18 protein-coding genes are annotated in these 17533 nt (G+C 33.3%); 8 read left to right on the top strand and 10 right to left on the bottom strand.

Annotation, left to right across the window (positions count from 1 at the left end; genetic code table 11):
- Positions 1-50: 50 nt before the first annotated feature.
- Positions 51-2135: a glutamine synthetase III family protein gene (locus ANASTE_RS08510; RefSeq protein WP_007050602.1), complete on the bottom strand. Its 2085-nt coding sequence runs from the start codon at positions 2133-2135 to the stop codon at positions 51-53.
- A gap of 448 nt (positions 2136-2583) precedes the next feature.
- On the opposite strand from ANASTE_RS08510, the gene ANASTE_RS08505 reads away from it, so the two are divergent.
- The 8 genes from ANASTE_RS08505 to ANASTE_RS08470 all read left to right on the top strand — a co-directional run bounded on the left by ANASTE_RS08505 (position 2584) and on the right by ANASTE_RS08470 (position 10578).
- Complete coding sequence (locus ANASTE_RS08505) at positions 2584-3690, top strand: class II glutamine amidotransferase (protein WP_039945453.1); 1107 nt, start codon at positions 2584-2586, stop codon at positions 3688-3690.
- Between the two features lies 1 nt (position 3691).
- Positions 3692-5197 (top strand): glutamate synthase-related protein, encoded by a 1506-nt coding sequence (locus tag ANASTE_RS08500; protein WP_039945451.1) that lies wholly within the window; start codon positions 3692-3694, stop codon positions 5195-5197.
- Between the two features lie 2 nt (positions 5198-5199).
- Positions 5200-5634 (top strand): 4Fe-4S dicluster domain-containing protein, encoded by a 435-nt coding sequence (locus ANASTE_RS08495; protein WP_039945449.1) that lies wholly within the window; start codon positions 5200-5202, stop codon positions 5632-5634.
- Between the two features lie 2 nt (positions 5635-5636).
- Positions 5637-6872, top strand: a complete 1236-nt coding sequence (locus ANASTE_RS08490) for an NAD(P)/FAD-dependent oxidoreductase (RefSeq protein ID WP_007050598.1) — start codon at positions 5637-5639, stop codon at positions 6870-6872.
- Positions 6869-7603, top strand: coding sequence for a GltB/FmdC/FwdC-like GXGXG domain-containing protein (locus tag ANASTE_RS08485; RefSeq protein WP_007050597.1), 735 nt, complete (start codon positions 6869-6871; stop codon positions 7601-7603). The genes ANASTE_RS08490 and ANASTE_RS08485 overlap by 4 nt, the downstream gene beginning before the upstream one ends.
- A gap of 12 nt (positions 7604-7615) precedes the next feature.
- Entirely contained in the window at positions 7616-8911 is a 1296-nt protein-coding gene (locus tag ANASTE_RS08480; protein ID WP_007050596.1) for a glutamine synthetase family protein, read from the top strand.
- Between the two features lie 34 nt (positions 8912-8945).
- Positions 8946-9515, top strand: coding sequence for an ANTAR domain-containing response regulator (locus tag ANASTE_RS08475; RefSeq protein ID WP_007050595.1), 570 nt, complete (start codon positions 8946-8948; stop codon positions 9513-9515).
- 115 nt (positions 9516-9630) lie between these two features.
- Positions 9631-10578 carry a calcium/sodium antiporter gene (locus ANASTE_RS08470; protein ID WP_039945447.1) on the top strand — a complete coding sequence of 316 codons (948 nt, stop codon included), beginning with the start codon at positions 9631-9633 and terminating at the stop codon, positions 10576-10578.
- 48 nt (positions 10579-10626) lie between these two features.
- On the opposite strand, the gene ANASTE_RS08465 is transcribed toward ANASTE_RS08470, so the two are convergent.
- From ANASTE_RS08465 to ANASTE_RS12245, 9 genes are all read right to left on the bottom strand, one after another.
- Positions 10627-11295 (bottom strand): beta/alpha barrel domain-containing protein, encoded by a 669-nt coding sequence (locus tag ANASTE_RS08465; protein ID WP_007050593.1) that lies wholly within the window; start codon positions 11293-11295, stop codon positions 10627-10629.
- Between the two features lie 97 nt (positions 11296-11392).
- Complete coding sequence (gene gmk / locus ANASTE_RS08460; RefSeq protein ID WP_007050592.1) at positions 11393-11941, bottom strand: guanylate kinase; 549 nt, start codon at positions 11939-11941, stop codon at positions 11393-11395.
- 12 nt (positions 11942-11953) lie between these two features.
- Complete coding sequence (locus ANASTE_RS08455; RefSeq protein ID WP_007050591.1) at positions 11954-12439, bottom strand: GNAT family N-acetyltransferase; 486 nt, start codon at positions 12437-12439, stop codon at positions 11954-11956.
- A 2-nt stretch (positions 12440-12441) separates the two neighbouring features.
- Positions 12442-13317: a YicC/YloC family endoribonuclease gene (locus tag ANASTE_RS08450; RefSeq protein WP_007050590.1), complete on the bottom strand. Its 876-nt coding sequence runs from the start codon at positions 13315-13317 to the stop codon at positions 12442-12444.
- Positions 13318-13333: 16 nt separating this feature from the next.
- Positions 13334-14323 carry a tRNA dihydrouridine synthase DusB gene (gene dusB / locus ANASTE_RS08445; RefSeq protein ID WP_007050589.1) on the bottom strand — a complete coding sequence of 330 codons (990 nt, stop codon included), beginning with the start codon at positions 14321-14323 and terminating at the stop codon, positions 13334-13336.
- Positions 14304-15074: a type III pantothenate kinase gene (locus tag ANASTE_RS08440; RefSeq protein WP_007050588.1), complete on the bottom strand. Its 771-nt coding sequence runs from the start codon at positions 15072-15074 to the stop codon at positions 14304-14306. Before ANASTE_RS08440 ends, dusB begins: the two co-directional genes overlap by 20 nt.
- Positions 15075-15084: 10 nt before the next feature.
- A complete protein-coding gene (locus tag ANASTE_RS08435) occupies positions 15085-15678 on the bottom strand; it encodes an ECF transporter S component (RefSeq protein ID WP_007050587.1) in 594 nt (197 codons plus the stop codon).
- A 234-nt stretch (positions 15679-15912) separates the two neighbouring features.
- Positions 15913-16437, bottom strand: a complete 525-nt coding sequence (locus ANASTE_RS08430; RefSeq protein WP_007050586.1) for a nitroreductase family protein — start codon at positions 16435-16437, stop codon at positions 15913-15915.
- A 323-nt stretch (positions 16438-16760) separates the two neighbouring features.
- Complete coding sequence (locus tag ANASTE_RS12245) at positions 16761-17519, bottom strand: response regulator (protein ID WP_007050585.1); 759 nt, start codon at positions 17517-17519, stop codon at positions 16761-16763.
- Between the last annotated feature and the right edge of the window lie 14 nt (positions 17520-17533).

Genomic DNA, 17533 nt, shown 5'->3' with positions numbered 1-17533 from the left:
ACAATTACACGCCTTCGTGTCATAATTATTAAATTATATTTACTATTAAATTATTTTACACTGAACAAGATTTCTCCGTATGTAGGATATGGCCAGAAATCTCTGTCTACGATAGTTTCCAGTTCATCAGCATATTTTCTTACTTCTTCCATATTTTCAAATACATCTTTTCTGAATGACATCGCTCTTTCTTGTACATCTTCTATATTTTCAGCCTTTTTTAGTCCTTCTTCCAAAGTAGCGATAGCTTTATACAATGAAGAGTTAAGAGAGCTTACTTTCATTACCGTATCTTCTTCAACCGTGCTGTCAGCCGAAGGACAAACATCTTTCTTAACCGCTAGAGTCTCTGCAACTTCTTTTACGTATGATACACATGAAGGTAAAATTGAAGCTTTTGCCATATCCAAACAAGCTTTTGCTTCTATTGAAATTACATTTGAATAATCTTCTAAAAGAACTTCGGTTCTGCTTTCAACTTCTTCTTTTGTAAGAACTTTATGTTTTTCAAATAATGAAATATTTTCTTCTCTCTTATAATATGGGATAGCTTCCGCACAGGTCTTAAGATTAAGTAATTTTCTCTTTTCTGCCTCAACGACCCATTCATCCGAATATCCGTCCCCGTTGAAAATAATTCTTTGATGTTTAGTAAATGTATCTTTAATTAATTTTTTGATTGCTTCATCTGAATTATCCTTTTCAAGTACATCGGCAAATTCACAGAAAGCGTCAGCTACAATAGTATTAAGCATCATGTTTGAACATGCAACCGAATCCTGAGAACCGACCATTCTGAATTCAAACTTATTTCCCGTAAAGGCGAATGGTGAAGTTCTGTTCCTATCCGTTGTATCCTTAGTCAAATCGGGAAGAACCGTAGCACCAAGGTTAAATTTAGTTTTACCTTCGCTCTTATAATCATTATCTGAGATGATTGCATCTACAACACCTTTTAAATCATCTCCCAAGAAAATGGATATAATTGCGGGAGGAGCTTCATTCGCACCTAGTCTATGGTCATTACCTGCACTTGCAACGGAAATCCTAAGCAGATCCTGATGTTCGTCAACAGCTTTAACGACAGCCGCAAGAACTAATAAGAACTGCATATTTTGTTTAGGGTCATTTCCCGGTGATAATAGATTTTCACCTTCTTTTGTCGTAAGTGACCAGTTATTATGTTTACCGCTTCCGTTTATACCTTCAAATGGTTTTTCGTGAAGTAAACATACCAAACCATGTTTTTTTGCAACTTTTTTCATTATTTCCATCATGACTTGATTTTGATCACATGCTATATTCGTAGAAGTATAAACCGGAGCCAATTCGTGCTGAGCGGGAGCAACTTCGTTATGTCTGGTTTTAGCGGTTATGCCAAGTTCCCATAGAGTTTCATCCAAATCCTGCATATATTTCATTATAGGACCTTTTATAGGAGCAAAATAATGGTCATCCATTTCCTGTCCTTTCGGAGTCGGAGCGCCGAATAATGTTCTTCCTGTATAAATTAAGTCAGGTCTGTTTCTATACATTTCTTCGGAGATTATAAAATATTCCTGTTCTGCACCTACAGACGGATCTGCTCCGGAACATTCTTTGCCCAAAAGCTTTAAAAGTCTTACAACTTGATCGCTTATTGCTTCTATGGATTTAAGCAAAGGTGCTTTTTTATCAAGTACTTCGCCGTTATAAGAACAGAATATTGCAGGAATGCAAAGCGTATTATCTTTAATAAAAGCATAGCTTGTAGGATCCCAAACCGTATATCCTCTGGCTTCATTTGTAGCTCTGAGTCCCCCTGAAGGAAATGATGAAGCATCCGGTTCATCTTGAAGCAAATCTTTCCCTGAAAGTCTTATTACCACATTATCCCCTGCCGGCTCTATAAATGCGTCATGCTTTTCGGCAGTTAAACTGGTCATTGGCTGGAACCAATGTGTATAATGCGTACATCCGTTTTCCAGTGCCCATTCTTTCATTGCATGCGCAACCGCATTTGCAATTGTTATATCTAGGGCTTCACCCTCTTCTATAGTTTTCTTCAATATCTTATATGTATCGTTTGGTAGTTTTTCCTGCATGGTATCATCATTAAAAACTTTACACCCGAATAAACTCGCAACTCTATCCATAATTTATACATCCTTTCTCTACGTTAAATTAAATATTTATTAATTTTACAATATGAATTAATTATACATTTTTTTTCATAATCTTTCTACCATATTTTAAATCTTTATATTCCTTTTCACCTTTTTAACCTTTCCATTGAAATTTAATCAAACCTATCTTTATACAATTTTAATTTTAAAAAAGAAAAGGCGCCGTAAGCTTTTTGCCTACAGCGCCGTTGCTGTTATGAATGCATAATACTACGCAAGTTAGTATTTGTCAAGTATTTTTTTCAATTTTTTAAATATTTTGAAAATTCAAATTTATTTACATTTTAAACTTGATTTTTATTTTAAATAAGTGTATACTGTTTTCACTGTAAAATTAAATAACCGGACAAAGGAGTCCAATAAACATGGAGTTATTCTGTGTTTATTGGGCTTTTTATTTTTTCATGGGGGTGTAAAAATGGTATTTGATGAAAGATATAAAGAAGGAAATGTAAGAATTCCATCCGGATGTGCAATAAGCGGGATATTTCATAAAGACGGAAGAAAGACCGACGGAAGAGATATTATAACTTCTATTGAAGTTATGCATGAAAGAAGCAATGGTTTGGGCGGCGGATTTGCGGCATATGGTATTTATCCCGAGTATAAGGATTACTATGCTTTTCATGTGTTCTTTGACGATAATATAGTAAGAAAGGAATGTGAATCTTTCTTAGACACTCATTTTGATGTTATTGACTATGGGATAATCCCAACAAGAAAAATAGATAAAATCACGAACGAACCTTTGATTTACAGATATTTTCTGTTTCCCAAAGAATCAAAATTAAAATCATCACAATTGGATGAAAAAGAATTTGTGGTAAAAAGCGTTATGAATATAAATACAAATATGAATGGATGCTATGTCTTTTCAAGCGGGAAAAATATGGGCTCATTTAAAGCCGTAGGATATCCCGAAGATGTGGGCGAGTTTTATAAACTAGATGATTACAAGGCATATTCATGGACGGCACACGGAAGATACCCTACCAATACACCGGGATGGTGGGGAGGAGCACATCCGTTCAGCCTGCTGGATTATTCTATAGTACATAACGGAGAGATTTCTTCATATGACGCAAACAGAAGATTTATTGAAATGTTCGGATATAAATGTAATCTGCTTACGGATACAGAAGTAATTACATATATGATGGATTATTTATTAAGGAAAAAGGGACTTACATTAGAAGAAACCGCAGAAGTAATCGCAGCTCCTTTTTGGGATACTATAGAAAAAAAAGATAAAGAAGAAAGAGAGCGTCTTACCTATCTAAGAACTATGTTTTCCAGCATGCTTATTACCGGACCTTTTTCTATAATGCTGGGTTTTGACGGAGGAATAATGGCTCTTAACGACAGACTTAAACTTCGTTCAATGGTAGTCGGAGAAAAAGGTGAAGACGTATATATAGCAAGTGAGGAGAGTGCAATAAAAATTGTACAAAAAGATTTTGATAATATCTACTCTCCCGCAGGAGGAGAAGCGGTAATCGTAAAATTAAATGAGGGGGTTGAATAAAATGGGAATAAATTTTATACATCCACAGTTTGAAGTGGTTAGAAATCAGGATAGATGTATTAAATGCAGAGTTTGCGAGCGTCAATGCGCAAATGAAGTTCATTTTTACGATGAAGACAGCAAATTGATGCTCAGCGATGAGACCAACTGTGTTAATTGTCACAGATGTGTTGCGCTTTGTCCTACAAAGGCATTAAAAATAGTAGAGAGCGATCATACTTTCAAACCTCATGCAAACTGGACCGGGGAACATATAGAAAATATATTCAGACAGGCAGACAGTGGAGGTGTCCTTCTTGCATCAATGGGAAATCCAAAAGAATATCCCATTTACTTTGATAAAATGCTTATCAACGCTTCTCAGGTTACAAACCCTTCCATAGACCCTTTAAGGGAGCCTATGGAAACAAAGGTAAGCCTGGGAAAGAAAACAGTTGAAATCAAAAGAGACAGTAACGGAAAAATCATCCCCAATACTCCTCCTCAAATAAAACTTAATGTACCAATAATGTTTTCTGCCATGTCATATGGTTCAATAAGCTATAATGCTCATGAAAGTTTAGCAAGAGCGGCAAGCGAACTTGGAACTATGTATAACACAGGTGAAGGCGGACTTCATGAAGATTTTTATAAATATGGTAAGAATACGATCGTACAGGTAGCCTCAGGAAGATTTGGTGTACATAAGGATTATTTAAACACAGGTTCAGCCATTGAAATAAAAATGGGACAGGGCGCTAAACCGGGTATCGGAGGCCATCTTCCGGGAGAAAAAATAGGCCCGGATATTTCAAAAACCAGAATGATACCCGAGGGAAGCGACGCTATAAGTCCCGCACCTCATCATGATATATATTCCATAGAAGATTTAAGACAGCTTGTATTATCCCTTAAGGAAGCGACAAATTATGAAAAGCCGGTAATCGTAAAAATCGCCGCCGTACATAATGTAGCTGCCATAGCAAGCGGAGTTGCAAGAAGCGGAGCTGATATAATCGCAATAGACGGTTTCAGAGGAGGAACAGGTGCGGCACCTACAAGGATAAGAGATAATGTAGGGATACCGATAGAATTGGCCCTTGCCAGTGTAGACTCAAGACTTAGAAACGAAGGAATAAGAAATAACGTTTCGCTCGTAGTAGGCGGAAGTATAAGAAGCAGTGCAGATGTAGTAAAAGCAATAGCACTCGGTGCCGACTGTGTATACATTGCAACATCGGCTTTAATGGCTCTTGGATGTCATTTATGCAGAAACTGCCACAGCGGTAAATGCAACTGGGGTATCGCCACTCAACGCCCCGATTTAGTAAAAAGATTAAATCCGGATATAGGATATAAAAGAGTAGTTAATTTGGTTACGGCGTGGGAACATGAAATAAAAGAGATGATGGGCGGAATGGGTATTAACTCAATCGAAGCGTTAAAAGGAAACAGGTTAATGCTAAGAGGCGTAGGTCTAAACGAAAAAGAACTTGAAATACTTGGAATAAAACATGCGGGAGAATAGAATTGAAAAGAGTATATGTTAACGAAGAATGGTGCTTAGGCTGTCATTTATGTGAATATAATTGCGCTTTTGCAAACAGCAATGAAGACAGAATGGTCAAAGCACTTAAAGATAAAAACATCAGACCCAATATAAACGTAGAGGAAAATAAAGATATACACTTTGCAGTTTCATGCAGACACTGCGATGATGCGATTTGCTTAAAAAGCTGTATCAGCGGTGCACTTACAAAAAAAGATGGGTTGATAAGCGTAAATAAAGAAAAATGTATTGGTTGTCTAACCTGCGTTTTAGTCTGCCCTTACGGAGCTGTACATCCCGACGAAGAAAATGGTGTGGTAGATAAATGTGAATTTTGTACTAATAATTTAAAAGGCGAACCAAACTGCGTAAAAGGTTGTCCCAATAATGCCATTGTATTCGAAGAAAGGGGTTAAATATGAGCAAATATGTAATTATAGGAGGTTCTATTGCTGCTATAGGAACAATAGAAGGAATAAGAAGTATAGATAAAGACGGTGAAATAACACTTATCAGTGATGAAAATCATTTTATCTATTCTCGCCCTTTAATTTCTTACCTAGTTCAAGGTAAAACAGACTTAAAGAATATGAGATATAGAGATGATGATTTTTATAATAAAAACAATGTCAGTGTGATAAAAGGAGTCAGGGCTTTAAAAATCAATCATCAAGACAAATACATATCCCTTAGTAATAATGAAAGTATCCCTTATGAAAAATTAATGATTGCAACAGGCTCTTCTCCTTTTATCCCTCACATTGAAGGAGAAGAAAAAGTAATAAATAAATTTACTTTTATGTCCCTTGATGATGCACTAAGTTTACAAAAAGCAATAAATAAAGACAGCAAAGTATTGATTTTGGGAGCAGGGCTTATAGGGCTCAAATGTGCCGAAGCGGTAAATGATAAAGTAAAAAGCGTAACAGTAGTGGATCTTGCGGGTAGGATTCTTCCGAGCATACTAGATAATAAAGGATGTAAAATCGTTCAAAAACATATAGAAAAACAAGGCGTTAAATTTGTTTTAAACAATAGCATAACCGGTATAAATGAACATCAGGCGACACTAAAAGATAATACTGTAATTGATTTTGATGTTTTTGTAGTGGCAGTGGGAGTAAGACCGAATATATCATTGGCAAAAGAAATAGGAGCAGAAGTCAACAGGGGCATTATAACAGATAAAAAAGGAATGACAACAATAAAAGACATTTATGCTGCGGGAGACTGCACCGAGAGCTATGATATAACCGGAGAACAAAATATTATTCTAGCGTTACTTCCAAATGCTTACTTTAAAGGGGAAACCGCAGGGATAAATATGGCAGGAGGGAAAAAGTCATACAATAACGCAATGCCAATGAACTCACTCGGATTGTTCGGACTTCATATGGTAACGGCAGGAAATTATGACGGAGAAGAATATATTATTGAAAAGAATAACTATTATAAAAAACTTATATACAAGGACGGACTTTTAAAAGGATATATTATTATTGGAGATGTAAATAAATCCGGAATTTATACATATTTAATAAGGGAAAAAGTAAAATTAAATGATATAGATTTTGATTTAATTAGAGATAATCCCGGGCTTATTGCCTTTTCCAAAGAATACAGAGGGACTACTCTGGGAGGGAAAAAGTTATGATGGAAATAAACGCAAAAGGACTTGAACATAGAGAAATAAATTTGGAAATAAAAGCATGTGCCATAAAAGACAGGGATATTAACATAAAGGAAGTAATGGGACAACGATTTATCGGCTCTGCACTATCAAAAACTAATCTTACAATAAACGGAGTTCCCGGAAATGCAGTCGGAGCATACCTGGACGGTGCAAAAATTATCATAAACGAAAATGCACAGGACGCTACCGGTGATACTATGAACGACGGAGAAATCATAATCCACGGTTCAAGCGGGGATGCTACGGGATATGCAATGAGAGGCGGAACTATATATGTTAAAGGTGACGTCGGTTACAGAGCCGGAATTCATATGAAAGCTTATAAGGATAAAAAACCGACAATAGTAATCGGAGGAAAAACCGGTTCGTTCCTCGGCGAATATCAAGCGGGAGGAAATATAATAATTCTTGGATTAGGATATGAAAAAGGGAATATTCCTTTGGGAAATTTTTGTGCTACGGGAATGCACGGAGGAAAAATATTTTTAAGAACCGAAAATCCTCCCCAAATAGAAACTGATAAATTGATTATTAAAGAAGCGGACACTAAAGATATAAATGAAATAAAAGAATATATAAAAAAATTCAGTTCTTACTTTGACAAAGATTATGATAAAATAATAAAAAGCAAGTATTATGTGATCATACCTAATACAAAAAGCCCTTATAAACAATTATACACTAATCATTAGAAGGAGTAGTATATGAACAGTATAACAAAGGAAGTAATTAACTTTGTCAGAGAAAACGATATAAAGTTCATTAGATTAGCATTCTGTGATATTTTCGGGGTGCAAAAAAATATAGCTATAATGTCAGATGAACTTGAAAATGCCTTTGCAAACGGAATTTCTTTTGACGGATTTTCAATCGATGGATTTTTAAATGACAAAAGCAGTCATCTTTTACTATATCCGGATCCTTCTACACTATCTATCTTACCATGGAGACCTTCGGAAGGAAGAGTTGCAAGATTTTTTTGTGATGTAAAATATCCCACAAGTGAATTATTCGAAAATGATTCAAGATATATTCTAAAAAAAGCAATTAATAAAGCAAAGGATATGGGGTATTTAGCAAAAATCGGAGCGGAATGTGAATTTTATATTTTTGAAACCGATGAAGAAGGACATCCTACTATGATACCTTATGACGAAGGAGGATATTTTGATGTATCTCCTTTGGATAAAGGTGAAAATATACGTAGAGAAATTTGTCTTACACTGGAGCAAATGGGAATCACTCCGATAAGCTCTTACCATGAAAGAGGTCCCGGACAGCATAGGATCAAATTCAGATATGGGGATCCGCTGACGGCAGCAGATGATTTCATTACATTTAAATGGATCGTAAAATCCATAGCAAATAAAAACGGAGGTTATGCGACATTTATGCCTAAACCTTTAAAAGAACTATATGGCAGCGGACTCCATGTAAGCCTTCTATTATTTAAAGACGGTAAAAATATATTATCTGAAGGTCTTCATAAATCAGATGAAGCTAAATCTTTCATAGCTGGCATAATGAATAGAATAAATGAAATAACCGCTATTTTAAACCCGACAAGGAATTCATATAAAAGATTTGGAGAATTTCATGCACCTAAATATATTACTTGGTCAGAAAAAAATCCAAATACATTGATTAAAGTCACTACATTTAATAAAGATAAAGCAAAATTTAAATTAAGGTCGGTAGACCCGACTGCCAATCCATATCTTGCATTTGCCTTGATTTTACTGGCAGGTTTAAAAGGTATAGAAAACAAAGAAAAAATAGATAAGAGTGCAAATATTAAATCTATTATGGAAGAAGATTTGCCGGCAGAAGTAAATATGCTTCCTCAAAACTTTAAAAGTGCTTTAAAAATATTTGAAAACAGTACATTTACAAAAGAATGTTTAGGAAAAAATCTAGTTTATAACTTTACGGAAAAAAGAAAAAAAGATTTAAAGATAGATGAAGATATACAAGAACTAAAGTATTTTTTAATGGATTAAATAATAAATTATATTTATAACAGGGGGTGATTATTTGGATAAAATATTAATAGTATCTGCAAATGAAAAATCAAAAGATACACTTTGTGAATTATTAAAAGAATACGATGATATCCAAATAGTTACCACGACTTCCGCATCAAAAGCAAGGAGATATGCCTCAAATAATGAATTATCAATAGCCATAATCAACACTCCTCTCAGAGAAGAATTCGGTACCGAACTTAGTATGGACCTATCAAGATTAAATATAGGGACATTATTAATCGTTAAAAGTGAAGTATCCGAAGAAATAAGTGCAGATGTAGAAAGTTTCGGAGTATTGGTCATATCAAAACCTATTATAAAATCTCTTTTTTATCAATCATTCAGACTGCAAATGTCGGTAAAGAACAGACTTATTTCTTTAAAAAAAGAAAATGACAAGCTAAAAAATAAAATTGAAGAAATAAAAATTGTGGACAGGGCTAAACTAGTACTTATAGAGAATGAGAACTTAAGTGAAAATGAAGCACATAAATATATAGAAAAAGAAGCTATGAACCGCCGATTAAGCAGATATCAAATAGCTAAAGAAATCTTAGTCAAATACAATATTTCTTGACATATCAACTCTTATATTATAAAATATTTTTTAATTCAAGGAAGAATTAACATACGTAGATTAAAAAAGACTTATGTATGTAACATAAGTTTTTTTAATGCAAAAAGGAGATAAAATGATCAGAGACATAATATTTCTTATAATAGGATTTATACTTCTTATAAAAGGAGCAGACTTATTTGTGGAAGGCTCCAGTTCGGTAGCAAAACTATTAAAAGTACCTACAATCATTATCGGACTTACTATAGTCGCAATGGGAACAAGCGCACCGGAAGCAGCTGTCAGTATTTCCGCAGCCCTCAAAGGACAAAATGCGATCGCTATAGCAAATGTGGTAGGTTCAAATATATTTAATCTTTTAATCGTAGGCGGAGTATGCGCGGTCATTACACCAATAATAGTTAAAAAAAGTATTATTAAAAGAGAATATCCATTTTCGATTATAATAAGTATACTATTACTGTTTTTCATTTCCGATTTTATATTTGGAAATAATAATATTACTCTCGGAAGACTTGAAGGTCTTATCCTATTAGTATTATTTGTACTATTTATTATATATATGGTCGTTTCTGCTATTAAAAACAGAGAAGAATTAGATGAAGATTTTATAGTTCTTTCACCTACAAAAAGTATATTATATATACTACTGGGACTTTTAGGTGTAATATACGGAGGAGACGCAGTTGTTGACTCTGCTTCTTCAATAGCGTCCAGTTTAGGTTTAAGCGCAAATTTGATAGGGCTAACCATAATAGCTCTTGGGACAAGCCTTCCGGAGCTGGTTACGAGTATTGTTGCCGCAAGAAAAGGTGACAGTGATATGGCTCTTGGAAATATAATAGGGTCAAATATCTTTAATATATTGTTGATTTTAGGTATGGCATCATTCATTCATCCGATAGCAGTTTCAATGGAATCTGTATTTGATTTAATTATACTTTGCATAGTAAGTATAATCACTTATTTCTTCTGTATATCTAAAGATAAAATAAGTAAAAAAGAAGGATTTGTAATGATTTTAATGTATTTGATTTACATGATTTACATTATAAACAGATAACACTTCAATAAATAATAAAAAAAGACTTCATAATTGAAGTCTTTTTATTTACGCTTCTTCAATTTGTTTTAAAGTCATTTTTACCGCAGTATCCAAATCTTCATGGAGACTGAATAATCCCCTATTTCCGACAATATAAATATCTACCCCGGCTTCTTTATATTCCTTAAAATGCTCTTTATTTACTACCCCATCAACTTCTATTAAAAAATGCAAATCTTTTTCTTCTCTGATTTTAACTAGTTGATTTATTTTGTCTAAAGTTCCGGGTATAAAATCACCGCCCGCAAACCCCGGTTCTTCCGTCATTACAGTGATTTTATCTACTTCGGATATATAAGGCAATAAAGTTTCCGCGCATACTTCCGGACTCAGTACCACACCGAATTCTTTGTTTCTTGCATGTAAAAACTTACTAGTTCTAAATGCTTCATTAATAAGTTTTTCAGAATGAATACTTACACAGTCCGCACCGCAGTCGACCATTTCTTCCAAATAGTAAAAAGGATCAACGAGCATAACATGAGCATCTAATTTTGCGGAAGTTACTTTTCTTACAGCCTTCATAAAAGGAGGTGTGAAAGAAAAGTTTTTAAAATATACTCCGTCAATTATATCAACATGATAAGAATATACATATGGATTAAGAGTTTTTATTTGACTTTCTATATTAAGTAGGTCCATACACATAAGAGATGGGCTTATTTTATATTTCATTTTTTACCTCCCTAAATATATTTATAATATATCATAAAAAAATTATAAAGCACAAATATAATTATATAAAGAAAAAACTGATTTAAAATAAATCAGTTTAATTATTGTTTATGATATCTTTAATTTCATTTGCGGCTCTATTTATATCATCATTTACTACTATGTAATCATATTTATTTTTAAATAATATCTCTTCTTTAGCCGTCGCAATTCTAAGTTTCAACTGTTCGTCGCTTTCGGTTTTCCTGTTTGTAAGTCTTTCGATGAGTTCCTCTTCACTCGGAGGCATTATAAATATTAATATCGCCTTATCGTTTTGTCTTTTTATTTGCATAGCACCCTGAACATCTATTTCAAGAATTACATTATATCCACCGTCAAGCATTTCATCAACTTTTTCTTTAAGTGTACCGTAGTAATGATTAAATACGCTTGCAAACTCATAAAAAGCTTTCTTCTTTATTCTCTTTTGGAATTCTTCATTGCTCAAAAAATAATAATTAACGCCTTCTTCTTCACCTTTCCTCATAGGTCTGGTTGTTGCGGAAATCGATATTTTTATATTTTCTTCTTTCTCAAGTTCTTTACAAATAGTACTTTTGCCGCTCCCCGAAGGTCCCGAAATAACAAATAATTTTCCCCTCATCAATATCTCCTATTATTTAAAATTTAATACCATAATATAATCTTCATTATTTTCTTTTATTATATCAAATCCCAGCTTTTTATACAAATCAAGAGCATAATTTTCTTTGTTTACACTTAAAGAAACTCTTTTATAATTATTATTTTTAAGTACTTTAAGGTGTTCTTTAAGTAAAGAAGTACCCATACCTTTATTTCTGTATCCTTTTAAAACAGAAATAGCAATCTCCGGAGTCTTATCATCAATATTCCCATAGCCCTTTACTTCCCCATTCAATATCCTGCTCCAAGATAAAGCAACGATTTTATTATTATATTCACATCCTAAAACAATATCATCGTCTTTTCCCACTCCTTCAATATAATTATAAATTTCTTTATTATATATTATACTCTTATCTAAGGGTGTACTGCCGTCGGGGATATAAATAGTATTATATAGAAATTTTTCCAATATATGTATATCCGGTTTATCTATTAACCTTATTTCATACTTCATTATTATTCGATATTTTGAATTTGTTCTCTTATCTTTTCAAGTTCGCTTTTTATTTCAACTACGGATGAACTAATTTCAAAACTGTTTGATTTTGAAGCTATTGTATTCGCTTCCCTGTTTATTTCCTGAAGCAAGAAATCCAGTTTTCTTCCTATAGGTTCTTTCTTTTCTATTATAGTTAAGAAGGATTTAAGATGATTATCTAATCTTACCAATTCTTCGGTTATATTTACTTTTTCTGCATATAAAGCAATTTCGGTTGCTAATCTGTCGGAATCGATTACTCCGACTTTATATTTTTCTATATTATCATTGAGCTCCTTGGCATAATTCACCGGTATATCATGAGCCAATTCAGAGATTTTTTCAGTCTCAGAGCCAACAATATCTATCCTTTTTATGAAATCCAGCTTAAGGGCTTCGCCTTCAAGTCTCCTGCTTTCAACCAAGGTATCTACAGCCTCATTTATTGCTTCCTCAAAATACTTCCATTGTTCTTCCAAATCAATTTCAGCTTCTTCCGTTTTTATAACTTCGGGATATCTTGCTATGGTAGTAATTGTAATATCGTTTTTAATATCGGAAAAATTACATCCGATTTTATTTAAAATATCATAATACTCTTTAGCAAGGTTTTCATCATAAACCAAAGAAACATCTTCACTTCCGAACTTTTCTGTCTTAATAAAGACATCAATTCTTCCTCTGTTTACTTTCTTGCTTATAAGATTTCTTACTTTTTCTTCAAAAGCAGAATATTTCCTGGGTAATCTTATATTAAAATCTCTATATCTGTGATTTATGGTTTTAATCTCAACATCTATTACCAAAGCTTCGCTTCTGTATTCTCCTCTTCCGAAACCTGTCATGCTTTTCATAATACTTTCCCCTTTTCTATAACTCCAATATATCGTCTATTCTATTAAATATTTCATATACTTGATCTATTTCGTTAACATTGTTAATACTGTTCCTGATTTTAGCGCTGTTCTTTATACCTTTGATATACCAATATAAGTATTTTCTAAATTCAATTACTTTCTTTTTATCCTTTGAATATTTTAAATGTATTTCAAAATGCTTTCTTGCCGCATCTATTTTATCTCTGAGAGAATACTCACTTACTTTTTTACCTGAAATACACTCATTGAATTGAGAAAAAATAAATGGATCATAATTTGCACCTCTGCCTATCATAACACCGTCAGCACCGGTATAATCCATTTTTTCTTTTGCCTTAAGATAGTTATCCAAATCACCGTTTGCAATAAGCGGGACGCTTGCTGTCTCTTTAGCTTTTTTTATTCCGTCATAATCAACCTCCCCGGTAAAAACCTGTTCTCTCGTCCTCCCGTGAACGGTTATCATATCCGCACCGCCGTCTTCGATAGCTTTAATAATATCCTCAATGATATTTTCGTTGAAACCGAGCCTAACCTTAACACTGACAGGTTTACTTGAAGCTGACTTTACTTCTCTGACTACCTTATTTGCTTTATCCAAATCCTTTAATAGAGCGGAACCATCTCCGTTATTTACTATTTTTTTCATCGGACATCCCATATTGATGTCAATGAAATCAAAGGCGGTATCATTTATATATCGTTCAGTGATTTCCCCCATTATTTCGGGCTCACTTCCAAATATCTGAATACCCGTCACGGAATCCTTATGTTCAAGCTCATTGGTTTCCATTAAAGGAAAAGTATTCTTGCTTTTATAATATAGACCTTTGGCACTGACCATTTCACTTATAAAAATCTTACATCCCATTTCTCTCATAAATAATCTATATGGCAGGGTCGTTACCCCTGCCATAGGTGCCAAGATAGCTTTATTTATTTTTAGTAAGTCTTCAAAATAATTATTTTTTATTTTTGTCATAAATAATTTTTAGTCCTTTTAATGTTAATAATGGATCAAATACATCAATCACATCGGTTTCCGGATATATTATTTTTCCATATCCGCCGCAGGCAACGACTTTTATGCCTTCTGTGTTCAACTCTTCTTTCATTTTCTTTATTACATATTCTACTTGACCGATATATCCATATACAAGTCCTGCCTGCATACTTGTTATCGTATTGCTTGCAAGTATGCTTTTAGGTTTTTCTATCTCTATTTTAGGAAGTTTTGCGGCACCTTTCCAAAGTGCGTCCGCAGAAATTTGAATTCCCGGAGAAGTAACCGCATAAGAAAATACACCTTCTCTGTTTACATAATCATATCTCGTTGCTGTCCCGAAATTTACCACGATAACCGGGCATTTATACAAATTATAAGCAGCAGCCGCATCTACGATCCTGTCGGCTCCTACCTCTTTGGGATTATCTGTCCTTACATTGATACCGGTTTTGATTCCGCTTCCAACCATTAAAGGCTCCACACATAAATATTTCTTTATAGCATTAACAAGGTGATAATTGACATCAGGTACAACACTTGAAATTATTGCACCCTTAAAATCTTTGATATCGATATTAAAATGTGCAAAAAAAGTAATGATCAGTGTTCCTATTTCATCACTGGTCCTATCCTGCTTTGTAATATACCTAAATTCGTGTATTAACTTATCATCTTTAAAAATACCAAGCTGAGTCGTAGTATTACCGACATCAATAACTAAAATCATTTTCTCTCTCCTATTGCTCTGCCTTAATATTAGGATTTTTCTTTATATAAACAGCCATGACTGCAAGAGTAAATATTCCCATTACAGCTGCTTCTATCAACATTGAAGAAGATATTATACCTATAAGTAAAACTTTGAACGAACTTCCCACTGTCTTTGCAATTTCGGTTCCGTAAAGAAAATATAACATCGGCATTACAAGCGCAGTATTTATGATTGCACCAAGTGCACCTGATAAAAATGAAGCTATACTGCTTGCTTTTACTATACTCTTAGTCAGCTTGTAAATATAATACGGAACTACACCGATAAAAATTCTTGGTAAAACCGATACCAGCGGATTAATAAAGTAAGGGTCCAATATACCCGCAGGCATTAAAATCGCTTTTGATAAAGAAACCAACCCGGCAAGTGCTCCCATAAAAGCACCTTTAACGGGACCGTAAATCAAAGATGTGATTACTGTTGGAATAAAACAAAGAATTGCAACAGACGCCATACCGGCAGGAATCATACCCGCAGTGTAAGTGAAGAAAATTGTAATCCCGAACATAATACTTAAAAAAGTAAACTCTTTTGTGTCTTTAAATAATCTATTACTCATAATTAACCTCCGTTCTCACTCCTCATCTACTATATATAAAGGATGCAAGACGATTTTTTTGTAGTTAAGAACATTATATCATCACCCATTTTATTGTCAATAAAAAATCTTTTTTCGGCAAAAAAAGATAATTTCTTATAATATAAATGTATTTTTAAATAAAAATCTTTTATTATCTATTGTAATTATTCATAAACTTACAAAAAAGAGCATATTAATATGCTCTTTTCATTATTATTTAATTATAATACTATAATTTTCTTTTCTTGGTTTAGCTTCTTTAACATCACCTTTTGAATACCCTAAAGCTAAAGCTCCCACTCCGACAACATCATCACTAACTCCCCATTCATTTAACAGTTCTCTTCCCTCTTTTGTGTTAAACATTTCATATTCCCTGTTGATCCAGCAAGTCGATATCCCGAGAGAATGTGCGGCAAGCATCATAGTGCCAAGAGCCAAACTTCCGTCTTGAATATGTGTACTTACATTTTTATCTGCAAGGACTATTATAATAGTTGGAGCACCATAATAAGGATTTGAATTTGTACCCATGATTTCAGCATTCATATTAACAAACTTATCTATGGTTTCTTTATTTTGAACTGCTACTATTACCGGAGACTGTTTCCCCATACCCGATGGTGCATACTCACCAGCTTTTAATATTAACTTTAAGTCATCTTCACTTACTTGTTTGTCCAAATAACTTCTTACACTTCTTCTTGATAAAATATTTTCTATAACTGCATTGCTCATAATTATACCTCCTATGCTATTTATCAATATTATAAACCCCAAATATTAAATTAAAGTGAAACTTATGCAATAAAAATTTATTTTGTTTACTGATTTAATTCTACATGTGTTTACAACGAAAATAATATTATAGTACTAAACAGCACTTAAAAGGTATGTAGTTGTATTTAAGATAATTGGTAGAAATAGGTTTTAAACTAAAATATAATTTACTATAAATCAAAAAAAATATATTATAGGTATTATATTTATAGCTATAACACTTTTGATAATCATTTTTTTATTAACATAGTAAAATAAAAAAGAGTAAAAAACACTCTTTTTTATATCAACTTATTTATTTCTTTCAACATGATACTGCTGTTAAGCGGTTTTGAGAGATATCCGTTCATGCCGGCAGTTATTGCCGCATGGATATCTTCAGAAAATACATCTGCTGTCATAGCTAAAATAGGAATAGTTTTAGAGTCTTTTCTTTCTAAATTTCTAATTAATTTTGTGGCTTCGTATCCATTCATAACAGGCATTTGAATATCCATTAAAATAATATCATAATAATTTTCTTCGCAAGACTTAAACATATCCAAACATTCTTTTCCGTTTGAAGCACATTCAATATTAGCTTTAGTTATAGATAATAACTCCGCTGCGATATCTCTGTTAAGTTCATTATCTTCGACAAGTAATATATTTTTATTTGTAAAATCATAATTATTAGTTTTCCTGCCCAGATAATCTTCTTCATTTGTTTTAAGAACATATTTTTCAAGTGCTCTGTAAAGAGTTGAACGGAACAATGGTTTTTGTAAAAATCCATTCACTCCCACAGCTTTATTCTCTATTTCGCTCCAGTCATATGCTGAAACGATTAAAATTGGGATATCATCATTTATTGAAGCTCTGATTTTCTTCGCCGTTTCTATACCGTCTTGATCCGGCATCATCCAGTCAAGGATTACTATATCAAAATCTCTTTTCTCATCATGAGCTTTTATTACTTTTTCAACAGCATACTTACCGCTGTCTACCCACTCTGCTTCTGCACCTAAGGTCTTTAGACTGCTGACTGTATATTCACACATAATTTCATCGTCAT

Origin of the sequence: Anaerofustis stercorihominis DSM 17244, assembly GCF_000154825.1 — a bacterium.
GTDB classification, from domain to species: domain Bacteria; phylum Bacillota; class Clostridia; order Eubacteriales; family Anaerofustaceae; genus Anaerofustis; species Anaerofustis stercorihominis.
The sequence above is the reverse complement of the archived record's forward strand: the minus strand, read 5'-3'. Positions and strand labels throughout refer to the sequence as shown.

Coding starts and splice junctions, on each gene's coding strand:
- ANASTE_RS08510 (WP_007050602.1), bottom strand. CDS start 2,135: ATGGATAGAGTTGCGAGTTTATTCGGGTGTAAAGTTTTTAATGATGAT.
- ANASTE_RS08505 (WP_039945453.1), top strand. CDS start 2,584: ATGGTATTTGATGAAAGATATAAAGAAGGAAATGTAAGAATTCCATCC.
- ANASTE_RS08500 (WP_039945451.1), top strand. CDS start 3,692: ATGGGAATAAATTTTATACATCCACAGTTTGAAGTGGTTAGAAATCAG.
- ANASTE_RS08490 (WP_007050598.1), top strand. CDS start 5,637: ATGAGCAAATATGTAATTATAGGAGGTTCTATTGCTGCTATAGGAACA.
- ANASTE_RS08485 (WP_007050597.1), top strand. CDS start 6,869: ATGATGGAAATAAACGCAAAAGGACTTGAACATAGAGAAATAAATTTG.
- ANASTE_RS08480 (WP_007050596.1), top strand. CDS start 7,616: ATGAACAGTATAACAAAGGAAGTAATTAACTTTGTCAGAGAAAACGAT.
- ANASTE_RS08470 (WP_039945447.1), top strand. CDS start 9,631: ATGATCAGAGACATAATATTTCTTATAATAGGATTTATACTTCTTATA.
- ANASTE_RS08465 (WP_007050593.1), bottom strand. CDS start 11,295: ATGAAATATAAAATAAGCCCATCTCTTATGTGTATGGACCTACTTAAT.
- gmk (WP_007050592.1), bottom strand. CDS start 11,941: ATGAGGGGAAAATTATTTGTTATTTCGGGACCTTCGGGGAGCGGCAAA.
- ANASTE_RS08455 (WP_007050591.1), bottom strand. CDS start 12,439: ATGAAGTATGAAATAAGGTTAATAGATAAACCGGATATACATATATTG.
- ANASTE_RS08450 (WP_007050590.1), bottom strand. CDS start 13,317: ATGAAAAGCATGACAGGTTTCGGAAGAGGAGAATACAGAAGCGAAGCT.
- dusB (WP_007050589.1), bottom strand. CDS start 14,323: ATGACAAAAATAAAAAATAATTATTTTGAAGACTTACTAAAAATAAAT.
- ANASTE_RS08440 (WP_007050588.1), bottom strand. CDS start 15,074: ATGATTTTAGTTATTGATGTCGGTAATACTACGACTCAGCTTGGTATT.
- ANASTE_RS08435 (WP_007050587.1), bottom strand. CDS start 15,678: ATGAGTAATAGATTATTTAAAGACACAAAAGAGTTTACTTTTTTAAGT.
- ANASTE_RS08430 (WP_007050586.1), bottom strand. CDS start 16,437: ATGAGCAATGCAGTTATAGAAAATATTTTATCAAGAAGAAGTGTAAGA.
- ANASTE_RS12245 (WP_007050585.1), bottom strand. CDS start 17,519: ATGTGTGAATATACAGTCAGCAGTCTAAAGACCTTAGGTGCAGAAGCA.